The following is an 18,593-nucleotide window of genomic DNA, read 5'->3' as shown; positions in this document are numbered from 1 at the left end:
ACTTCCGGCGGCCGAGTGGGCACTTTCCGCTCCTCGAGTGGGCACGTGCGCGCCGGAAACCCCCACTCGGGCGCCGGAAACCCCCACTCGGGCGCCGGGAGCCCCCACTCGGGCGCCGGGAACCCCCACTCGCGGGGTCAGATCCAGCGGTTGAAGATCACCCGGTTCAGCCACTCGCCCTTGGTCAGCAGCTGGTTGGTCCAGATCGGCCAGAACCACGCGAAGTTCATCGCGACCAGGATGAAGAAGGCCCCGCCCACGACCACCCCCGTCGTACGACGGGTGGAGGGTTGGCGCGAGGGCCCGATCAACGTGCCGATGGCGAGGGTGATCGCGATGATGGTGAACGGCAGGATCGCGATGGCGTAGAAGATGAAGATCGGCCGGTCGTCGTAGCGGAACCAGGGGAGCCAGGTCGACAGCGCCCCCACGACCGCGAGCCCGTAGCGCCAGTCCCGGGCACCGATCCACATCACCACCGCGAACAGCAGCGCGACCACCCCGCCCCACCACAGGACCGGGGTCGGTAGCAGCAGCACCTGCTTGATGCAGGTGCTGCCCTCGGCCGCGTCGCAGCCGTCGGTGCCGGGCTGGATGTCGTTGGTGACCGCCACGCCGACCGGCCGGTTGACGAGCAGCCAGCTCGACGGCTTCGACTGGTAGGTGTGCGTGGAGCAGTCGAGGAAGTGGGTGTGGAAGGTGAAGACGTCCTGGTGGTAGTACCAGAGCGAGCGCAGTGACTGCCACGCCTCACCCAGCCCCGTGGCGTCCTTCTCGTCCGCGGTCGGCCACTTCTTCGTGGTGTCGAGGTTGTCGGCGGCGTAGGAGTCGTCCTCGGTGCAGTGGCCCTGACCGGTGTACTGCCGGTACTGGGTCGCGCTGAGGTGCTCCTCGTACTCCTTCGCGTGCAGCAGCCAGCCGCCCCAGGTGGCGATGTAGACCATCGCGGCGACGACGACGAGGTGCACGAAGGCCGGCAGGCCGTCGGCGACGGCCCCCTTCACGACCGCCCACCGGATGCCGAGCATCCGCCGGGCCCCCGCGCTCCAGATCCAGCACAGCAGGCCGAAGACCCCCAGGGCCGGGAGGGCGGTCCACTTGGTGCCGATCGCCAGGCCGAAGCAGGCCCCGCCGGCGAGCAGCCAGGGCCGGAACAGGATCCGCGGGCCCCAGCCGGTCAGCGTGCCGTCCTCGCTCGCCGCCGCGCGCCGGGCGAGCCGGGCGCGCAGCCACTGGCGGTCGGCGACGATGCAGTGCACCCCGCAGAGCAGGAAGAGCGCGAGGAAGATGTCGAGCAGGGCCAGCCGGGAGAGCACGAAGTGCAGCCCGTCGAGGGTGAGCAGGAGGCCCGCGACGCAGCCGAGCATGGTGGAGCCGGTCAGGCGTCGTACGAGCCGGCACATGACGAGCACCATCAGCGCGCCGGCCACGACCGAGGCGATCCGCCAGCCGAAGGGGTCCATCCCGAAGGCCTTCTCGCCGAGCGCGATCAGCCACTTGCCGACGTCGGGGTGCACGGCGAGCGAGGGCTCGCCGGTCCACACGCCCTGGGTGTGACCGGCCAGGATGTCGGCGTTGATGTCGGTCTTGGGGTTGCCGTCGACATCGGTCAGGTAGGTCTGGATGTAGCCGTTGTTGAGCAGCGACCACGCGTCCTTGGCGTAGTAGGTCTCGTCGAAGGCGAAGCGGCGCGGGTCGCCGAGACCGATCAGGCGCAGGCCCAGCGCGAGCAGGGTGACCGCGAGCGGGCCGAGCCAGCCGACCAGGCGCTCGCGCCGGCCCAGCCGGCGCAGCGGGCCCAGGGCCCGGTCGATCGCGTGCGGGACGCGGCGCCCGGTCGCCGTCGTGGAGAGCGTCGTCAGGCTGCGCGGGGCCGCGGTGGCGCGGGTCTCCTCGTCGACGGCGGTCACGGGTCGGAAGCCTACGCGGAGGGCGTGCGAGGATCGTGCCGTGACTGGAGTCCTCGTGCTCGCGGGTACGCCGATCGGGCAGGCCGGCGACGCGCCGCCCCGGCTGGCGCAGGAGCTGGCCGCCGCCGACGTGGTCGCCGCGGAGGACACCCGCCGGCTGCGGCGGCTGACCACCGACCTCGGCATCGAGCTGACCGGCCGGGTGGTGTCCTACTTCGAGGGCAACGAGTCCGCGCGGACCCCCGCGCTGGTGGAGGCGCTGACCGGCGGGGAGCGGGTCGTGCTGGTGACCGACGCCGGGATGCCGAGCGTGTCCGACCCGGGCTACCGCCTGGTCGCGGCCGCCGTCGAGGCGGGGATCCGGGTGACCGCCGTCCCGGGGCCGTCGGCGGTGCTCACCGCGCTGGCCGTCTCCGGGCTGCCCGTCGACCGGTTCTGCTTCGAGGGCTTCCTGCCGCGCAAGGCCGGTGAGCGCTCGCGCCGCCTCGCCGACCTGGGCGCCGAGCAGCGCACGATGGTGTTCTTCGAGGCGCCGCACCGCACCGCGGCCGCGCTGGCCGCGATGCGCGACGTCTTCGGCGCCGACCGGACCGCCGCGGTGTGCCGGGAGCTGACCAAGACCCACGAGGAGGTACGCCGCGGCCCGCTCGCCGCGCTCGTCGACTGGGCCGCCGAGGGCGTCCGCGGCGAGGTCACCATCGTGGTCACTGGCGCCACGCCGGGCGCTGCTGTCGCCGACGACCCGGAGAGCCTGCGGGCCGCGGTCGCGGAGCTGGAGGAGTCCGGCATGCGGCGCAAGGACGCGATCGCGGCGGTCGCCGTCCAGGCTGGAGTCCCCAAACGCGACGTCTACCAGGTGGTGCACATCGATGGCTGAGACCACGACGAGCCGGATCACGAGCGTCACGCGCGACGGGCTGGTGCTCGACGTACGGGACGAGGGGCCGGTGGACGGCGAGGTCGTCGTCCTCCTGCACGGCTTCCCCGAGCGGTCGACCTGCTGGCGCTTCGTCGCGCCGATCCTGCACGAGGCGGGCTACCGCACGCTGGCGATGGACCAGCGCGGCTACTCCCCGCGCGCCCGCCCGCGGCGTCGTCGCGACTACCGCATGCGCGAGCTGCTCGGGGACGCGCGGGTGCTCGCCGAGGCCGCCGGCCGCCCGGTGCACGTCGTCGGGCACGACTGGGGTGCGATGCCGGCGTGGCTGCTCGCCGCGCACCACCCCGAGCTGGTCGCCAGCCTGACCGCCGTCTCGGTGCCGCACCCGATGGCCTTCCTGACCGCGATGGTGCGCTCCCCGCAGCTGCTGCACTCCTGGTACATGGCCGCCTTCCAGCTGCCCTTCCTGCCCGAGCGGCTGCTGTCGAGCCGCGGCCGGGCCGCGGACCGGCTGGTCGCCGGCTTCGGGATGACCGAGGACGACGCCGCGCGGTTCCGGGCCGAGATCGTGGATGACGGCGCGCTGTCGACCGCGCTGGGCTGGTACCGCGCGATGGCCCTGGAGGACCCGCGCCTGCTGCGGGTGAAGGTCTCCGTGCCGACGACGATGGTGTGGAGCGACGGCGACGTCGCCGTGGAGGGCTGGGGGCCCGAGCACTCGGGCCGCTGGGTCGAGGCGCCCTTCCGGTTCGTGCCGCTCGCCGGCGTCTCGCACTGGATCCCGACCCACGCCCCGGAGGCGCTCGCCGAGGCGATCCTCGACCGCGTGCGCGCCGCATGAGCGAGGAGCGCCCGCCCGCCCCGGAGCCGCTGCCGCACCCGGTCGTCGACAACCACTGCCACCTCGACATCGCTCGCGGCGGTGAGCCGTGGGCGGCGCAGGAGGCCATCGCGGCGGCGGCCGCGGTCGGCGTACGACGCATCGTGCAGATCGGCTGCGACCTGCCCGGTGCCCGCTGGGCCGTGTCCGCCGCGCGGGAGCACGCCGCGCTGGTGGCCGGCGTCGCGCTGCACCCCAACGAGGCGCCGCGGATCCTCGCCGAGGGTGGCCGCGCCGCGCTGGAGGCCGCGTGGGCCGAGATCGAGGAGCTCGCGGGTGCGCACGACAAGGTCCGCGCGGTGGGGGAGACCGGGCTCGACGCCTTCCGCACCGGCGAGGACGGGCGGGCGGTGCAGGTGGAGTCCTTCGCCCGGCACGTCGACCTCGCCAAGCGGCTCGACAAGACCTTGGTCATCCACGACCGCGACACCCACGCGGAGGTGCTCGAGGTGCTCGACGCCGAGGGTGCGCCCGAGCGCTGGGTGATGCACTGCTTCTCCGGCGACGCGGACTTCGCCCGGGCCTGCCTGGACCGCGGCGCCTACCTGTCCTTCGCGGGCACGGTCACGTTCAAGAACGCAGCGCCGCTGCGCGAGGCGCTGCGGGTCGCCCCGCAGGACCGGGTGCTGGTGGAGACCGACGCGCCGTACCTGACGCCGAGCCCCTACCGAGGGCGGACCAACGCGTCGTACCTGGTGCCGGTGACGGTGCGCGCGATGGCCGCCGAGCGCGGCGAGGACCTCGCCGCGCTCTGCGCCGCGATCGACGTGAACACCGAACAGGCCTTCGGCGGCACCTGGTGAAGGTGCTTGCTCCAGCAAGCACCGTCCTGTGACGGGTGTGACGGATGTGACGAGAACCGGGTGAGCCCGCTCACGCGCCCAGGCGGGGAACGGCGTTGCGAGTTTGCCATCGGGCGCCCGCTCTTGTTCTGGTAGAGGACATCGGCCGGGATCGGAAGCACCATCACGGCCAGTCCTCACGGGGTCTGAGGCTGTGCGTCACACGCGCGCGGGCTGAGGTCGGACTGGTCGCCCGAGGCCCGGGGACCACGACGTTCGGAGCATCGTGCGACTTGCGCACCTTTCCCTCACCCAGTCCCTCCGGGGAACCGTCCACACGCTGATCCGCAGCCGGGTCGCCCTCGTCGCCACCGTCGTCGGGGTGCTGGTCGCGGTCTCCGCGGTCACCTTCGGCTACTCCTCGCTCACCACCGAGGTGACGCTGTCGGTCGACGGCAAGGAGCGCACGGTCAGCACCATGGGCGACACGGTCCAGGACGTGCTCGACGACGAGGGCATCAAGGTGTCCGACCGCGACGTGGTGCAGCCCGGAGCGGGCGAGGCGATCGAGGGCGGTGACCGCATCTCGGTGCGCTACAGCCGGCCGATCGAGCTGACCGTCGACGGCAAGGAGAGCACCCACTGGGTGACCGCCACCGACGTGGACGGCGCGCTCGACCAGATCGGCGTCCTGTACGCCGACAGCCGGCTCTCCACGAGCCGCAGCGCCGACATCGACCGTGGCGGCGCCGCGATCGAGGTGATCACGCCGAAGACGCTGACCTTCCGTCTCGCCGGCCGCGCGCCGATCCGTCGTACCGTGCCCGCGCTGACGGTGCAGGACGCGCTCGCCCAGCTCGGCGTCGAGGTCGACTCCCTCGACAAGGTGCGCCCCGCCCGCACCGCGGCCGTCAGCGACGGCGACAAGATCGTGTTCACCGACATCGAGCAGAAGCAGAAGTCGGTGACCGGCGAGACCGTGCCCGCGCCGGTCAAGAAGGTCGACGACGACTCGATGTACGACGGTGAGACCAAGGTCGTCACCGAGGGCGTCGACGGCGTGCGCGACGTCGTCTACCGCGTCATCATCCGCAACGGCAAGGCCGTGCGCCGCGTCGTGCTCAGCCAGGACGTCACCAAGGCGCCCCGCACCGAGGTCGTCCACGTCGGCACCAAGACGGTCGAGGCCAACTACGCCGGCGGCAACTCCGTGTGGGACCGCCTCGCGCAGTGCGAGTCCGGCGGCAACTGGGCCATCAACACCGGCAACGGCTACTACGGCGGCCTGCAGTTCAACGCCAGCACCTGGCACTCCTACGGCGGCTCCGGCCTTCCGCACCAGGCCTCCCGCGAGACCCAGATCGCGATCGCGACCAAGGTCCGCGACGCCTCCGGCGGCTACGGTGCCTGGCCCGGCTGCGCCGCGTCGCTGGGCCTGCCGCGCTGACCCTGGGGGCTGCGCCACTAGGCTGGGTGGCGTGCCTGAGACGTCTGCCGTGCGGCTGTTGGGTCCCGCGGAGATCCGGGCGCTCGCGGCGCGCCTGGACCTGCGGCCCACCAAGCAGCGTGGGCAGAACTTCGTCATCGACGCCAACACCGTGCGCCGGATCGTCCGCGAGTCCGGCGTCACGCAGGACGACGTCGTGCTGGAGGTCGGCCCCGGCCTGGGGTCGCTGACCCTCGCGCTGCTCGAGGTGGGCGCCGCGGTCACCGCGATCGAGGTCGACCCGGTGCTCGCCGGCGAGCTGCCGGCGACCATCGCCGACCACGCTCCCGCACAGGCCGCGCGCTTCCAGGTGGTCCTCGACGACGCGCTCGCCGTCACCGAGGTCCCCGGTGCGCCGCCGACCGCCCTCGTCGCCAACCTGCCCTACAACGTCTCCGTGCCGGTCCTGCTGCACCTGATGGCGCTGCTGCCCTCGCTGCGGCACGGGCTGGTGATGGTGCAGGCCGAGGTCGCCGACCGCCTGGCCGCGCCACCGGGGTCGAAGACCTACGGCGTGCCCTCGGCGAAGGCTGCCTGGTTCGCCGACGTACGACGGGCGGGGGCGATCGGGCGCAACGTCTTCTGGCCCGCTCCCAACGTCGACTCCGGGCTGGTCGCGTGGACGCACCACGCGCCGCCCACCGACCGGGTCACCCGGCAGCAGGTGTTCGCGGTCATCGACGCCTCCTTCGCGCAGCGCCGCAAGGCCCTGCGCGGTGCGCTGCGCACCCTCGCGGGCGGCTCCGAGCCCGCCGAGGCCGCTCTGCGCGCCGCCGGCATCGACCCGCTGACCCGGGGCGAGGCGCTGGGCATCGACGAGTTCGTCGCCCTCACCATCGCCCTCCACGAGGGAGGCGCGGCATGAGCGAGGCCCTCGTCGAGCCGGTCCCGCGGGTGACGGTCCGCGCTCCCGCGAAGATCAACCTCCACCTCGGGGTGGGCTCCCCGCGCCCCGACGGCATGCACCCGCTCGCCACCGTCTACCAGGCCGTCGGGCTCTACGACGACGTCACGGTGACCGACGCCCCGTCCTGGTCGGTCGGGCTGACGGCACCCATCGACGGCGTGCCGCTCGACGGGTCGAACATCGCCGTCCAGGCCGGCCGCGCGCTCGTCGCCCACCACGGCATCGACCTGGCGGCGCGGATCACCATCGCCAAGGGCATCCCGGTGATGGGCGGGATGGCCGGCGGCTCCGCCGACGCCGCCGCGACCCTGCTCGCGCTCGACCGGCTGTGGGACCTGCAGACCAGCGACGAGGACCTGCTCCGGATCGCCGGCACGCTCGGCAGCGACGTACCGTTCGCGCTGCTCGGGGGCACCGCCCTCGGCACCGGGCGCGGTGAGCTGGTCGAGCCGCTGGAGGACCGCTCGTCGGTGTGGTGGGTCGTCGTGCTGTCCGACGAGGGACTGTCCACGCCGTCGGTCTACCAGCGCTTCGACGCGCTCTCGCCCGACGCCGACCCCGAGCCCCGGATCCCGGACGCGCTGATCGCCGCCCTGGCGGAGGGCTACACCGAGGAGGTCGGCGCGCTGCTCCACAACGACCTGTGGCCCGCGGCCCGCGACCTGCGGCCCGACCTCGTCGACACCGAGGAGCAGCTGCGGATCCTGGGCCCCGACGGCGTCCTGCTCTCCGGCTCCGGGCCGACCCTGCTCATGCTGCACGAGGACGTCGAGGAGGCGCGGAGCGCCGTGGCCGAGCTGACCGAGCGCGGACTGCGCTGCACCGTCGCCCCGGGGCCGGTCGCCGGCGCGCACGTGGTGACCTATGCCTGAGCCCGGCGCCGGGCGCAGCCTGCTCAACCTGGAGCGGGTCTCGAAGTCCTACGGCATCCGCCCGCTGCTCACCGACGTCTCGCTCGGCATCGCCGCCGGCGAGCGGATCGGGATCGTCGGGCGCAACGGGGACGGGAAGACCACGCTGCTGCGGATCATGACCGGTGCCGAGGAGCCCGACGAGGGGCGGGTCTCTCGCCAGCGCGGCCTGCTCGTCGGGGTGCTCAGCCAGCAGGACGACTTCGACGACACCCACACCGTCCGCGAGGTGGTGCTGCAGGGGATGGCCGACCACGAGTGGGCGGCCGACGCGCGACTGCGCGAGATCGTCGACGTGCTGCTCGCGGGGGTGGACCTCGACCGCGCCGTCGCCGGCCTCTCCGGTGGCGAGCGCCGGCGGTGTGCTCTCGCCGGGCTGCTGCTCGGCGAGCACGACCTGGTGATCCTCGACGAGCCCACCAACCACCTCGACGTCGAGGCGGTCGCCTGGCTCGCCGCGCACCTCGCGGCCCGGCCCTCGGCGCTCGTCGTGGTCACCCACGACCGCTGGTTCCTCGACGCCGTGTGCCAGCAGACCTGGGAGGTCCACGACGGCGTGGTCGACGGCTACGAGGGCGGGTACGCCGCCTTCGTGCTCGCCAAGGCCGAGCGCACCCGCCAGGCCGCGGCCTCCGAGGCCCGCCGGCAGAACCTCGTCCGCAAGGAGCTCGCCTGGCTGCGCCGTGGCGCCCCCGCCCGCACCTCCAAGCCGAAGTTCCGCATCGACGCCGCGAACGCCCTGATCGAGGACGTCCCGCCGCCCCGTGACCGGCTGGAGCTGCAGCGCTTCGCCGCCCAGCGGCTCGGCAAGGACGTGATCGACGTCGAGGACGTCGACTTCTCCCGCGGCACCCGCTCGCTGCTCTCGCGCGCCACCTGGCGGCTCGGCCCTGGAGACCGGGTCGGCCTCGTCGGCGTCAACGGTGCCGGCAAGACCTCCGTGCTCGCGCTGCTCGCGGGCGAGGCCGCGCCGCAGGCCGGCCGGGTCCGGCACGGCCGGACCGTCGCCCTCCAGCACCTGTCCCAGGACGTCGCCTTCGAGGACCCGGAGGCCCGGGTGCTCGACACCGTCGAGGGCATCCGCCGGGTGACCAGGACCGCCGACGGCGAGATCAGCGCCACCTCGATGCTGGAGCGCTTCGGCTTCACCGGCGACAAGCTCACCGCCCGGCTCGGCGACCTCTCCGGTGGGGAGCGCCGCCGCTTCCAGCTGCTCCGGCTGCTGCTCACCGAACCGAACGTGCTGCTCCTCGACGAGCCCACGAACGACCTCGACATCGAGACCCTCAACGTCCTGGAGGACTTCCTCGACGGCTGGCCGGGCACGCTCGTCGTCGTCTCGCACGACCGCTACTTCCTCGAGCGCGTCACCGACTCCGTCTGGGCGCTGCTCGGAGACGGCCAGGTGGTGATGCTCCCGCGCGGCGTCGACGAGTACCTCGAGCGCCGCCGTGCCTCGCTCCGCGCCGCCGCCGCGCAGCCGGCCCCCGCGGCGGTGCCGTCCGCCCCGGCCACGCCGTCCGTCTCGGCGCCGGCCGTCGCTGCCGCGCCCGCCGCCAAGGCCGGCTCGGCCGAGGAGCGCGCCGCCCGCAAGACGGTCGCGCGGCTCGACAAGGTCCTCGAGCGGCTCTCGGCGCGCGAGGTGGAGCTGACCGCCGCGCTCACCGAGCACGCCACCGACCCCGATCGGCTGACCGCGATCGCCGCCGACCTCACCGCTCTGCAGGAGGAGAAGGAGGCCGCGGAGCTGGAGTGGCTGGAGGCCGCCGAGGTCCTCGGCTGAGGCGCACGCTCCGCCGGGCGGTCAGTCGGCGAACGGGACCAGGAGGCGGCGCAGCAGGTCCGCCAGCTCCTTCTGGTCCTTCGCCGAGAGCCCCGTGAGCAGGTCGCGCTCGGCATCGAGGAGCGCGGCGAACGCGCCGTCCACGGCGTCCTTGCCCTCCGGGGTGAGCCGGACCAGGACGCCTCGCCGGTCGCTCGGGTCGGGGTGGCGCTCGACCAGGCCGCGCGTCGTGAGCCGGTCGACCCGGTTGGTCATCGTCCCGCTCGTCACCAGGGTCTCGCGCAGCAGCCGGCCGGGGGAGAGCTCGTAGGGCTCGCCTGCCCGCCGCAGCGCCGCCAGCACGTCGAACTCCCACGACTCGATCTCGTGCGTGGTGAAGGCGTGCCGCCGGGCCCGGTCGACGTGGTGGGCGAGCCGGGCGATCCGGCTGAAGACGGCCACGGGTCCGAGGTCGAGGTCGCTGCGCTCGCGCGCCCACGCCTCGACCAGCTCGTCCACCTCGTCCCGCATGCGGGCCACCTTATCGGACCGGTCGAGAATCTTGACGTCAAGATAAGTTGGACGTACGCTCGGCCCGTGACCCAGCGCACCACGGCGCTCGACGCCGTCACCCTGACCAGCCTCGTGTGGGGCGACGTCGAGGACACCGCGCTGCCCCTCGCGCTGCTGCTGCACGGCTTCCCCGACACCGCCCACACGTGGCGGCACCTCGGCCCGGCGCTCGCCGGCGCGGGCTACCGCGTCGTCGCGCCGTTCACCCGCGGCTACGCGCCGAGCGGGCTCCCCGCCGACGGCAGCCTCCACGTGCCGGCCCTGATGGACGACGTGCTCGCCCTCCACCGCGCCTACGACGCCGACCACCGGGCCGTGCTCGTCGGCCACGACTGGGGCGCGATCACGGCGAACGGCATCGCGGCCTGCGCGGCGAACCCGTTCGGCGCGATCGTCTCCCTCGCCGTGCCGCCGTTCTCGGCGATGAACCCGCGCCGCGACGACGTGACCCGCTGGCTGCGGATCCTCCTCCGTCAGGCCGGCCTGAGCTGGTACACGCTCTTCAACCAGGTCCCGGTCCTGCCCGAGCGCACCTTCGAGCGGCTCGTCGCGCACCTGTGGCGCCGCTGGTCCCCGGGCTACGACGCCCGCGACGACCTCGCCCACCTGGCGCGGGCGCTCCCGGACACCGCGCACCGCTCGGCGGCGCTCGGGTACTACCGCGCCCAGCCCCGCACCTGGCGGCTGCCGGCGCGCTACCGGCCGCTGGCCCGCGACTGGGTCGGTGCGCCGAAGGTGCCGATGCTCTACCTCCACGGCGCCGACGACGGCTGCCTCGACGCGCGCTGGGCCGGCCGGGTCGGCGGCCACCTCCCGGGCGGCAGCCGCGTCGCCGTCATCGAGGGCGCCGGTCACTTCCTCCAGCTCGAGCGGCCGGACGCGGTGAACGCCCGGATCCTCGAGCACCTCGACAACTGATCGGAGACTCCTCCTCATGAGCACCCAGTGGGACCCGGAGCGCTACCTCGCCTTCGCCGGAGAGCGGGGACGCCCCTTCATCGACCTGGTCACGCGCATCGACAGCACCGACCCGCGGGTCGTGGTCGATCTCGGTTGTGGTCCTGGCAACCTCACCTCCCTCCTCGCCGACCGCTGGCCGGACGCCGCGGTCACTGGTGTCGACTCCAGTGCGGACATGGTGCGCGCCACCTCCGACACAAAGGCCGCCGGGCGGATCACCTTCCGCCAGGCCGACCTCCGCGCGTGGCTGGCCGAGGCCGCGCCCGGCTCGGTCGACGTGCTCGTCTCCAACGCGACGCTGCAGTGGATCCCCGAGCACCTGGAGCTGGTGCCGGCCCTGGTGCGCGCGGTCGCCCCCGGTGGCTGGCTGGCCTTCCAGGTGCCCGGCAACCACGACGAGCCGAGCCACACCCTGCGTGCCGCGCTCGCCGCGGAGCCGCCGTACGCCGTGCACACGGCCGGCGCCGCCCACGTGAGCGCGCACGACGCGGCGACGTACCTGCGGGCGCTGCAGGCCCTGGGCTGCACGGTCGACGCCTGGGAGACGACCTACCTGCACGTGCTGCACGGGCCGGACCCGGTCTTCACGTGGATCTCCGGCACCGGCGCGCGGCCCACGCTCCAGGCCCTGCCGGACGACCTCCGCCCGCGCTTCGAGGAGGAGCTCAAGGCGCGGCTGCGGACGGCGTACCCGGACGAGGGGCACGGCGTCGTGCTGCCGTTCCGCCGGATCTTCGTGGTGGCGCAGGTGGCGTAGAGCACCTTGCCGACTATTGTTACCGACGAGTAATGTCCGGGTCATGACGACCCAGGTGCAGAACCTCTGGAAGACGACCACCGGCCTGCCGGTCGTCGGCGGCTCGATCGGCAAGCGGGTGTTCTCGATCGCGTTCGCGCAGAAGGCGCCGTACTTCGCGACGATCCACCCACGCGTGGTCGACCTCCGGCCGAACTACGCCGAGGTCCTCATCCCCAAGCGGCGCAGCGTGCAGAACCACATCGGCACCGTGCACGCCATCGCGCTGTGCAACGGGCTCGAGATGGCCATGGGCGGTCTCGCGGAGTCGACGATCCCGAAGAACAAGCGCTGGATCCCCAAGGGGATGACGGTCAGCTACACCGCCAAGGCGACCGGCGACGTCACCTGCATCGCGGAGACCGACCAGGAGCAGTGGGACACCGCCGAGGGCGACCTGCCCGTGCGGGTGCGCGGTCAACTGGCCGACGGCACCGTCGTGATCGACGGCGTCATCAACCTCTGGGTGACCTCGAAGAAGTGAGGTCCACCGGTCCCGCGCCGCTCAGGCGCGGGACTGGGACTCGATGCCCGCCGCCACGGTGACGACGTCGATCTTGTTCTCGCCGACGAAGCGGCGCTGGATCCAGGTCGCGAGCGCGGTGAGCAACAGGTTGAGCCCGACGTAGAGGACGGCCAGCACGATCGCGGCCTGCACCTGGTTGTGGAACTCCTTGTAGATCGCCTGGCCGACCTTCGTCAGGCCGGGCGCGGCGACGGCGTAGCCGAGGCTGGTGTCCTTCAGCGCGACCACCATCTGGCTGATCATCGCGGGGAGCATGACCTTGACCGCCTGCGGCAGCAGGATGATGGTCATCACCTGGGACTTGCGCATCCCGATCGCGTACGCCGCCTCGGCCTGCCCCTTCGGGATCGCGTCGACCCCCGCGCGCACCACCTCGGCGAGCACCGCGCCGTTGTAGCAGGTGAGCGCGATGACGACGGAGAAGAACCCGCTGCGCTGGTCGATCCACAAGAAGCTGCCCTGCATCGAGATGAACCACATGAAGAACACGAAGATCATCAGCAGCAGCACGGGCATGGCCCGGAAGAACTCCACGACCACCCAGGCCGGCCACCGGACGAAGGCGTGGTCGGACATCTTGGCGACGCCGAAGACGAAGCCGAAGACGACGGCGCCGAGGATGGCGAAGACGGCCATCGTGACGGTGTCGACCAGGCCGTCGAGGATCAGGGCCCTGAGGTAGTCAGGGGTGAGGAAGGGCTCCCACAGGGCGTACTCGAACTGGCCGTCGTCGTTCAGCTTCCACAGCGCGTAGCCGATCGCCGCCAGGATCGCCGCGGAGGCGACGACCGTGTAGATCCGGTGCCGCCTCCGCGTCGCGGGCCCGGGTGCGTCGAAGAGAACACTGGCGGCCATCAGGCGGTCCTCCACCGTCGCTCGAGGCTGAGCGAGATCAGCGAGACGATCTCGACCAGGATGATGTAGCCGACCGCGAAGCAGAGGAAGATCCCGAGCCGCTGGCTGGCGTTGTCGTTGGTCAGCCCGCGCATCACGGCGAGGGCCTCGGCGAGGAAGAAGACGCCCGCGACGGAGGTGTTCTTGAGCATCGCGATGAGCGCGCTCGCGACCGGCGGCACGGAGGCCCGCATCGCCTGGGGGAGGACGACCTGGGTCATCACCCCGCCGAAGGGCAGCCCGATCGCGCGCGCCGCCTCGGCCTGGCCCATCGGCACGGCGTTCACCCCGGAGCGCAGGCCCTCGCAGACGAAGCACGCGGTGTAGAGGCTCAGCGCGACGAACGCGGTGGCGAAGGCCGAGGTGAAGTCGAAGGTGCCGATGTGCACCTGCACCCAGCGGAAGTTGATGCCGATGATCGGTGCGGCGAAGTGGAAGAAGATGAAGATCAGGACCAGCGGCGTGTTGCGCACGAGGGACACGTAGGTCGTCGCGAGCAGGCGGAGGACCGCGATCGGGCCCACCCGCATCGCGACCAGGACCGTGCCGAGCACCAGCGAGGCGACGGCACACACCAGGAACAGGAAGAGCGTGTAGCCGAAGCCCTTCAGCACCTCATCGAGGTTGTCGAGAACCGCCTGCAACGGCGTCCCCTCTCCATCGGGGGAGCCGGGGCACGTCGTACGACGGCCCCGGCTCCGCGATCATGCGTGGACTACTTGCAGGCCTGCAGCTTCGGCGGCTCGGGCGTCTCCACGCCCGAGGGGCCGAGGGTCAGCTCGAAGGCCTTCGCCCAGCCGCCGTCCTCGAAGGCGTCGGTCAGGACGCCGTCGATCCACTCGCACATCTCCGGGTGGTCCTTGCCGTAGCCGACGCCGATGTTCTCGGTCGAGAACTCGTCGCCGACGACCTTCAGCTTGCCCTCGTTCTGCGCGGCGAGGCCGGCGAGGATCGTGCCGTCGGTGGACATCGCCTCGTAGGTGCCGTCCAGCACCTTCTCCGCGCACTCGGAGTAGGAGTCGGCGCCGACGCCCTTGGCGCCCTTCGCCTTGACGTTCTCCAGCGAGGTGGACCCGGTCACCGAGCACACCTCCTTGCCCTTGAGGTCGTCGATGCCGGTGACCTTGCTGTCGGTCGCCACCAGGACCTGCTGGCCCGTGACCATGTAGGGCCCGGCCTGGCCGACGACCTTCTGCCGGTCGTCGGTGATGGAGTACGACGCCAGGACGACGTCGACCTTCCCCGACTCCAGGTAGGGCTCGCGGTTGTCGGAGATGGTCTCCTCCCAGTTCACGTTGTCGCTGGCCGGGTCGATGCACAGGTCGGCGATCAGCAGCTTGGCGACCTCGATGTCGAAGCCGCTGGGGACCTTGTCCGTCGCGCCCTGGAAGCCGACGCCCGGCTGGTCGGTCTTGTGCCCGACCGTGATCTTGCCGGCCTTCGCGAGCTCGGCCATCCGCGAGCCCGCCTCGAACTTGTCGTCGCAGTCCTTCTTGGCGTCGACCTTCACGCCTTCCTTGTCGCTGCCCGCGTCACCGCACGCCGCCAGGCCGGCGGCCACCGCGATGCCGGCGGCCGTGGCTGCCAGGGTCTTCCTGAGTCGCATCTGTTGCTCCTTTGTTCTCAGCCCGAGTTGACGAGCGGTCAGTGGCGGAGGATCTTGCCGAGGAAGTCCTTGGCTCGATCGCTCTGGGGGTTGGTGAAGAAGGACTCCGGGTCGGACGTCTCGACGATCCGACCGTCGGCCATGAACACGACGCGGTTGGCGGCGGTGCGGGCGAAGCCCATCTCGTGGGTGACCACGATCATGGTCATCCCGCGCTCGGCGAGGTCGACCATGACCTCCAGGACCTCCGAGATCATCTCGGGGTCCAGCGCGGAGGTGGGCTCGTCGAAAAGCATCACCTTCGGCTCCATCGCGAGCGCGCGGGCGATCGCCACCCGCTGCTGCTGCCCGCCGGAGAGCTGCGCGGGGTACTTCGCCGCCTGGTGCCCCACGCCGACCCGGTCGAGCAGCTCCTGGGCGCGCTTCTCCGCGTCGGCCCTCGACTGCTTGCGGACCTTGATCGGGCCCAGGGTGACGTTCTCGAGGATCGTCTTGTGGGCGAAGAGGTTGAAGCTCTGGAACACCATGCCGACGTCCGCGCGGTGCGCCGCCAGCGCCTTGCCCTCCTGGGGCAGCGGGGCGGCGTCGACGAGGATCTCGCCCTGGTCGACGGTCTCCAGGCGGTTGATCGTGCGGCACAGGGTCGACTTGCCGGAGCCGGACGGGCCGATCACCACGACCACCTCACCCCGCCCGACGGTGAGCTCGATGTCCTGGAGGACGTGCAGGTCGCCGTACCACTTCTGGACACCGTGCAGCTCGACCAGAGGTTCGCCGGAGCGCCGAGCAGGCTCCCCGACCGCAGCATCATCGGTGACGGTCATGCAGCGGGACGCTAGTCGTGAGAGGGGCGCCACGGCTAGTGCCGCGCAGCCCCGAGACCAATTCGTGACCGCGACGGCGCCGGATCAGACGATGGCCGGCACCACGCTCAGCGCGAGGCCGACCACGATCGCCCCCACCGCCACCGGTACGGCGAGCCGGCCGGTCTGCGCCGCCGGCTCCTCCTCGTCGGCGGTCATCCCCATCTCGTGCCGCCACGCCGCCTCCTCCTGCTCCCACTGTGCGTCGGGGGTCAGCGCGCGCAGGCTGCGGCCGATGACCTGCAGCAGCAGGGTGAACGTGCCGCCGGCGATGGTGAGCACGGTGAGGATCGCGCGGACGCCACGGGTGTCGGTGCCGAACATCAGGCCCGCGCCGAGCAGGACGGCGACGACGAGGGCGAGGATGCTCAGGATGCTGCCGACGACCTCGTTGTTGCGGGCGACGAATCCGGTCGTGGCGGGGTCGGACATGTCCCGAGCCTAGGGGATCGCGACGTAGGGTCGCTCCCGTGCTGGTCTCCGCCCTGCCGTCGCGGCACCTCGGCGTCCCCGTCGAGAAGGCGGTGCTGCGCATCGGGCGGACGCGAGAGGACCAGCCCTTCGCCATGCGCTCGCTCCTCCTCGCCGGCCGCCCGGCGTTCGATCTCAGCCTGTGGTGCGGCACCTGCCCCTTCCTCTTCGAGCGGAAGGAGGGCGCGACCTCCTCCTCGCCCGCCGAGACCCTGCCCGTGCTGGAGGGTCCGCTCGCGACGGTCGGCGACGACGTCCTCGACGCCTTCGGCGCCCTGCTGCCCGCGGGGGAGTTCCTGCCGCTCCTGCTGGAGGTGCGGCCCCGCCTGGTCGCCCCGCACGACGCGGACGACTACTTCACCCACGAGCAGGTCGCGACGTGGGGCGTCGACTCCTTCTGGGGCCTCCCGGAGAACCCGCGCAGCTTCTACTACCGCACCTTCCAGACCGCGGTCGCCGACGACGCGCACCTCTACGAGTTCGTGGTGCCGATGGTCCCGCCCGGATGGAACGAGCGCGCCCGGGTGCACCACTACGGCGAGCTGTTGGCCGCGGGGGTCACCCCGACCGCCGTCGCGCTGTCGACCCTGGACGTCTGCGAGCCCGCGACCGAGGAGGACGGTACGACGGACGTCTACGCCCACTGGGGCCTGACCCACTTCCTGCTCGACGGGCACCACAAGCTGGAGGCGGCGGCCGCGAGCGGCGCCTCGGTGCGGCTGCTGGCGCTGGTGAGCATCGACGGCAGCCTGGCCGCACCCGACGACGTACGTCGCCTGCCGAGCCTGCTCGGGCAGCCGGCGAGTGCGCGACCGTAGTCATTCTTCGCCGGAGCGGCCCGCGCCGTACCCTGGTGCGGTCATGAGCACCACGCAGAGCCAGCCCCGCACCTACGAGGTCCGCACCTACGGGTGCCAGATGAACGTGCACGACTCCGAGCGCCTCTCGGGCCTCCTCGAGGACGCGGGCTACCTCCCCTTTGTCGCAGCGCCCGAGGGCGAGCAGGCCAGTCACCCGGACGTGGTCGTGTTCAACACCTGCGCGGTGCGGGAGAACGCCGACAACCGGCTCTACGGCAACCTCGGCCACCTCGCGCCGGTCAAGGCGAGCCGGCCCGGCATGCAGATCGCCGTGGGCGGGTGCATGGCGCAGAAGGACCGCGACACCGTCGTGAAGAAGGCGCCCTGGGTGGACGTCGTGTTCGGCACGCACAACATCGGCTCGCTGCCGGCCCTGCTCGACCGCGCCCGCGTCCAGCAGGAGGCGCAGGTCGAGATCCTCGAGTCGCTCGACGTGTTCCCCTCGACGCTGCCGACCAAGCGCGAGTCGGCGTACGCCGCCTGGGTCTCGGTGAGCGTGGGGTGCAACAACACCTGCACGTTCTGCATCGTGCCCAGCCTGCGCGGCAAGGAGAAGGACCGCCGGCCCGGCGAGATCCTCGCCGAGATCGAGGCGTTGGTCGCCGAGGGCGTCTCGGAGGTCACCCTGCTGGGCCAGAACGTCAACGCCTACGGCGTGGAGTTCGGCGACCGGCAGGCGTTCTCCAAGCTGCTGCGCGCGTGCGGCGAGATCGAGGGCCTGGAGCGGGTGCGCTTCACCAGCCCGCACCCGGCGGAGTTCACCGACGACGTGATCGAGGCGATGGCCGAGACGCCGAACGTGATGCCGAGCCTGCACATGCCGCTGCAGTCGGGCTCCTCGAAGGTGCTCAAGGACATGCGCCGCTCCTACCGCCAGGAGAGGTTCCTGGGCATCATCGAGCGGGTCCGCGCGGCGCTGCCGGACGCGGCGATCACCACCGACATCATCGTCGGCTTCCCGGGCGAGACCGAGGAGGACTTCCAGGAGACCCTCAAGGTCGTTCGGGAGGCCCGGTTCTCCGGGGCGTTCACCTTCCAGTACTCCAAGCGCCCCGGCACGCCGGCTGCCGAGCTCGACGACCAGGTGCCGCAGGCCGACGTCACCGACCGCTACAACCGCCTGGTCGACCTCGTCAACGAGATCACCTGGTCCGAGAACCAGCGCCTGGTGGGCCGTGAGCTGGAGCTGATGGTCGCCGAGGGCGAGGGCCGCAAGGACGCCGAGACGCGCCGCCTCTCCGGGCGCGCGCCCGACAACCGGCTGGTCCACTTCGAGGCCGACTTCTCCCAGGTCGACGGCGAGCCGCGGCCCGGTGACATGGTCACCGTCGAGGTCACCTACGCCGCCCCGCACCACCTGGTGGCGGACGGCCCGGTGCGCGCGCTGCGTCGTACCCGCTCCGGGGACGCGTGGGAGCGCCGAGTCGCCGGACCGGCCGACGAGAAGCCCGCGGTGGGCCTGGGGATGCCGTCCGTCGGCGTCCCGGCGCCGTTGCCCGACGCGCCCGTCTGCGGCTGAGGCGCCA

General features: G+C 72.2%; 19 protein-coding genes. 12 read left to right on the top strand and 7 right to left on the bottom strand.

From position 1 onward, the window contains the following. Positions 1-137 precede the first annotated feature (137 nt). Positions 138-1,910: a dolichyl-phosphate-mannose--protein mannosyltransferase gene (locus MRBLML1_RS10655; RefSeq protein ID WP_364515375.1), complete on the bottom strand. Its 1,773-nt coding sequence runs from the start codon at positions 1,908-1,910 to the stop codon at positions 138-140. A 40-nt stretch (positions 1,911-1,950) separates the two neighbouring features. Here MRBLML1_RS10655 and rsmI point away from each other — a divergent pair, with 40 nt between their 5' ends. From rsmI to MRBLML1_RS10620, 7 genes are all read left to right on the top strand, one after another. Beyond that, positions 1,951-2,787 carry a 16S rRNA (cytidine(1402)-2'-O)-methyltransferase gene (gene rsmI, locus MRBLML1_RS10650; RefSeq protein ID WP_364515372.1) on the top strand — a complete coding sequence of 279 codons (837 nt, stop codon included), beginning with the start codon at positions 1,951-1,953 and terminating at the stop codon, positions 2,785-2,787. Beyond that, complete coding sequence (locus MRBLML1_RS10645) at positions 2,780-3,631, top strand: alpha/beta fold hydrolase (protein WP_364515369.1); 852 nt, start codon at positions 2,780-2,782, stop codon at positions 3,629-3,631. Before rsmI ends, MRBLML1_RS10645 begins: the two co-directional genes overlap by 8 nt. After that, positions 3,628-4,473 carry a TatD family hydrolase gene (locus MRBLML1_RS10640; protein ID WP_364515366.1) on the top strand — a complete coding sequence of 282 codons (846 nt, stop codon included), beginning with the start codon at positions 3,628-3,630 and terminating at the stop codon, positions 4,471-4,473. The genes MRBLML1_RS10645 and MRBLML1_RS10640 overlap by 4 nt, the downstream gene beginning before the upstream one ends. A gap of 265 nt (positions 4,474-4,738) precedes the next feature. Beyond that, on the top strand, positions 4,739-5,899 hold the full coding sequence (locus MRBLML1_RS10635) for a transglycosylase family protein (RefSeq protein ID WP_364515363.1): 1,161 nt from the start codon (positions 4,739-4,741) through the stop codon (positions 5,897-5,899). A 31-nt stretch (positions 5,900-5,930) separates the two neighbouring features. Further along, positions 5,931-6,803, top strand: a complete 873-nt coding sequence (gene rsmA, locus MRBLML1_RS10630; RefSeq protein ID WP_364515361.1) for a 16S rRNA (adenine(1518)-N(6)/adenine(1519)-N(6))-dimethyltransferase RsmA — start codon at positions 5,931-5,933, stop codon at positions 6,801-6,803. Further along, on the top strand, positions 6,800-7,717 hold the full coding sequence (locus MRBLML1_RS10625; protein ID WP_364515359.1) for a 4-(cytidine 5'-diphospho)-2-C-methyl-D-erythritol kinase: 918 nt from the start codon (positions 6,800-6,802) through the stop codon (positions 7,715-7,717). Before rsmA ends, MRBLML1_RS10625 begins: the two co-directional genes overlap by 4 nt. Next, positions 7,710-9,539, top strand: coding sequence for an ABC-F family ATP-binding cassette domain-containing protein (locus MRBLML1_RS10620; RefSeq protein ID WP_364515357.1), 1,830 nt, complete (start codon positions 7,710-7,712; stop codon positions 9,537-9,539). The genes MRBLML1_RS10625 and MRBLML1_RS10620 overlap by 8 nt, the downstream gene beginning before the upstream one ends. A 21-nt stretch (positions 9,540-9,560) precedes the next feature. Here MRBLML1_RS10620 and MRBLML1_RS10615 read toward each other — a convergent pair whose 3' ends face one another. Next, positions 9,561-10,049, bottom strand: coding sequence for a MarR family winged helix-turn-helix transcriptional regulator (locus MRBLML1_RS10615; protein ID WP_364515354.1), 489 nt, complete (start codon positions 10,047-10,049; stop codon positions 9,561-9,563). Between the two features lie 66 nt (positions 10,050-10,115). Between MRBLML1_RS10615 and MRBLML1_RS10610 the strand changes: the two genes are divergently transcribed. Genes MRBLML1_RS10610 through MRBLML1_RS10600 form a run of 3 tightly spaced genes read left to right on the top strand, consistent with a single transcriptional unit; the run spans position 10,116 to position 12,331 of the window. Next, positions 10,116-11,009 (top strand): alpha/beta fold hydrolase, encoded by an 894-nt coding sequence (locus MRBLML1_RS10610; RefSeq protein ID WP_364515351.1) that lies wholly within the window; start codon positions 10,116-10,118, stop codon positions 11,007-11,009. Positions 11,010-11,025: 16 nt separating this feature from the next. Further along, complete coding sequence (locus tag MRBLML1_RS10605; protein ID WP_364515348.1) at positions 11,026-11,808, top strand: methyltransferase domain-containing protein; 783 nt, start codon at positions 11,026-11,028, stop codon at positions 11,806-11,808. 43 nt (positions 11,809-11,851) lie between these two features. Further along, a complete protein-coding gene (locus tag MRBLML1_RS10600) occupies positions 11,852-12,331 on the top strand; it encodes a hotdog fold domain-containing protein (RefSeq protein ID WP_364515345.1) in 480 nt (159 codons plus the stop codon). A gap of 21 nt (positions 12,332-12,352) precedes the next feature. On the opposite strand, the gene MRBLML1_RS10595 is transcribed toward MRBLML1_RS10600, so the two are convergent. From MRBLML1_RS10595 to MRBLML1_RS10575, 5 genes are all read right to left on the bottom strand, one after another. Next, a complete protein-coding gene (locus MRBLML1_RS10595) occupies positions 12,353-13,228 on the bottom strand; it encodes an amino acid ABC transporter permease (protein ID WP_364515342.1) in 876 nt (291 codons plus the stop codon). Next, positions 13,228-13,911, bottom strand: a complete 684-nt coding sequence (locus MRBLML1_RS10590) for an amino acid ABC transporter permease (RefSeq protein ID WP_364515339.1) — start codon at positions 13,909-13,911, stop codon at positions 13,228-13,230. The genes MRBLML1_RS10595 and MRBLML1_RS10590 overlap by 1 nt, the downstream gene beginning before the upstream one ends. A 71-nt stretch (positions 13,912-13,982) precedes the next feature. Beyond that, a complete protein-coding gene (locus tag MRBLML1_RS10585) occupies positions 13,983-14,873 on the bottom strand; it encodes a glutamate ABC transporter substrate-binding protein (RefSeq protein WP_364515336.1) in 891 nt (296 codons plus the stop codon). A gap of 38 nt (positions 14,874-14,911) precedes the next feature. Then, positions 14,912-15,697 carry an amino acid ABC transporter ATP-binding protein gene (locus tag MRBLML1_RS10580; RefSeq protein ID WP_414691237.1) on the bottom strand — a complete coding sequence of 262 codons (786 nt, stop codon included), beginning with the start codon at positions 15,695-15,697 and terminating at the stop codon, positions 14,912-14,914. Between the two features lie 84 nt (positions 15,698-15,781). Then, positions 15,782-16,168: a hypothetical protein gene (locus MRBLML1_RS10575; protein WP_364515334.1), complete on the bottom strand. Its 387-nt coding sequence runs from the start codon at positions 16,166-16,168 to the stop codon at positions 15,782-15,784. Between the two features lie 38 nt (positions 16,169-16,206). On the opposite strand from MRBLML1_RS10575, the gene MRBLML1_RS10570 reads away from it, so the two are divergent. Next, positions 16,207-17,025 (top strand): hypothetical protein, encoded by an 819-nt coding sequence (locus MRBLML1_RS10570; protein WP_364515331.1) that lies wholly within the window; start codon positions 16,207-16,209, stop codon positions 17,023-17,025. 43 nt (positions 17,026-17,068) lie between these two features. Next, positions 17,069-18,586 (top strand): tRNA (N6-isopentenyl adenosine(37)-C2)-methylthiotransferase MiaB, encoded by a 1,518-nt coding sequence (gene miaB, locus MRBLML1_RS10565; protein ID WP_364515328.1) that lies wholly within the window; start codon positions 17,069-17,071, stop codon positions 18,584-18,586. The last annotated feature ends 7 nt before the right edge of the window (positions 18,587-18,593 follow it).

The organism is Nocardioides sp. LML1-1-1.1 (genome assembly GCF_040676175.1).
GTDB lineage: Bacteria > Actinomycetota > Actinomycetes > Propionibacteriales > Nocardioidaceae > Nocardioides.
Note: the sequence above shows the minus strand (reverse complement) of the source record. Positions and strands in the feature narration are given on the sequence as shown.